This window comes from Robertmurraya massiliosenegalensis JC6 (assembly GCF_000311725.1).
Taxonomy (GTDB): Bacteria; Bacillota; Bacilli; order Bacillales; family Cytobacillaceae; genus Robertmurraya; species Robertmurraya massiliosenegalensis.
In genome coordinates this window covers 157191-158928 of sequence record NZ_HE978518.1, presented here as the reverse complement: position 1 = coordinate 158928, position 1738 = coordinate 157191, and the positions used below count along the sequence as shown (strand labels likewise).

2 protein-coding genes are annotated in these 1738 nt (G+C 27.5%); one reads left to right on the top strand and one right to left on the bottom strand.

Annotated features, from left to right (window positions below):
- Nucleotides 1–74: 74 nt before the first annotated feature.
- A complete protein-coding gene (locus BMSHG_RS23015) occupies nt 75–839 on the top strand; it encodes a hypothetical protein (RefSeq protein WP_019156816.1) in 765 nt (254 codons plus the stop codon).
- Nucleotides 840–860: 21 nt separating this feature from the next.
- Here the strand turns inward: BMSHG_RS23015 and BMSHG_RS26800 are convergent.
- Nucleotides 861–1738, bottom strand: an 878-nt coding sequence (locus tag BMSHG_RS26800) for a hypothetical protein (protein ID WP_034659261.1), incomplete at its 5' end; no start/stop codon positions are given.

Sequence of the window (1738 nt, the reverse complement as noted above, 5' to 3'; positions counted from 1 at the left end):
AAATAACTAATCGTATATCCTTGATATAACAACACTGCATTCCGAAAGATTATGAAAAATAATAGGAAAGCGCATTGGATTTGAAATATAAAGTTGATAATTGGTACTCATTTAAAGAGGGAATGCAAAAGTTAAAAGTTTCAGAGAAGGTACTACTAGAAATGATAAAAAGTAATATGTTGGAAGTAATTGATATACCCAGTGGAAAGGTAAGGAGATATATTAATCCTAGTAGTATTGAATTATTGTTTTCTAAATTAGACGAATCTGTTTCAGTTGTTAATATAGAAAATGAAAAGGCGATTGATATTATGAAGGCGTATATGACAATAAAGAATATAGAGAAAAAACTTACATTTACTTCTTTTATAGAAATGATATTAAATGGTTACATTACTCCATGTGCAAAAAATAATAACAATCTTGGTTTTTCTAAGTACTACTTTAGTAAAGGTGCTTTAAAAATTTATTTAAAAAACAAGTTAGACGAATCATTCAAAGAATCCAGATCAAAGGAAGAAGCAATTAAACTGTTGAATATATCTATAGTTAGTTTTGAACAATTTGTTAATAAAGGTATAATAAAAGTTGAAAAGTTAACTAATTCGGTTCAAGGTGTTAGAATTAATTTAAGTGAAATTGAGAACTTTAGAACCAAATATATTGATTTAAAACAGATAAAAAAACAATATCAGTTTACGTTCAATCCAAGTGTTAGTAATTTTATGAGTAAAGGAATAACACCAGTGTCTGGTCCACCAATTGATGGTGGCCGCAAATATTTATTCTTAAAAAGTGATATTGATCATTGTTTACTAAAGTATAAATTAATTGAATAAAATTATAAGGCATCTGATAAATTAAAGATGCCTTATAATATCTTTTTGATATAAGTTTCGATCTCCATCAGTTAAACGGGGACCAGCTACAGGTTTTATTTTTCCAATATCACATTTCTTTAAAATTGTTTTTATGTTCAATCCTTTAATCATTGCAATTTGGAATGTCGTGAAAAATTTGGAATCAAACTTAGTAAATGACTCATATGTTATTGTATTCGAATGGTTAATAATAAGTCTTTCTGTAGCTATCCAATACTCAATGTCTTTTTTCTTTACTCCAAGTAAAAAGGAAGTATCCTGAATAGTTAGTACTCCACTTCTTTTTGCCTTTTCAATAACGATCTTGCGGATAAGTTTATATAAAGTATTTTTTGTTACTAAAGAATCCCCAAGTTTTTCCTTATCCTTTTCAAAAGGTAAGTACCCAGATAATATAGCTTTAATAACTTTATAAGAATTATGCACACCAACCCACTGAAATGCTTTATTCAGTGTGATTGTTGCTCCATTTACTGATGTTTGTTTCTCTAATAGTTTCATATTAAATAATTCTAATGACCTTATTGGGATTTCCCATCTTAGTACAGAGCCAATTTTAATATAAATTGCTGGTTTTAATACATTATTGGAAAGTATGTTGTAGGTAACTTTTGAGCTAGTACCCCATATTTCCCGTAACTCCTCCTTAGAAATTGTATCATTATAAAGAGACTTCCACTTTTGAATATCATCTTTATTAATAAAGAAAAATTCTATTTCTTTAAAAGTCAATTTAATTAAATTAAAGAACTCGCACTTTTTTATAGTATCTTCTTTCAGGTTTAGAAGGTTACACGCCTGTTTTATACTGGTAAACTGATTAGGTTTATACTTCTTTAATTGATCTTTAAGTAAAT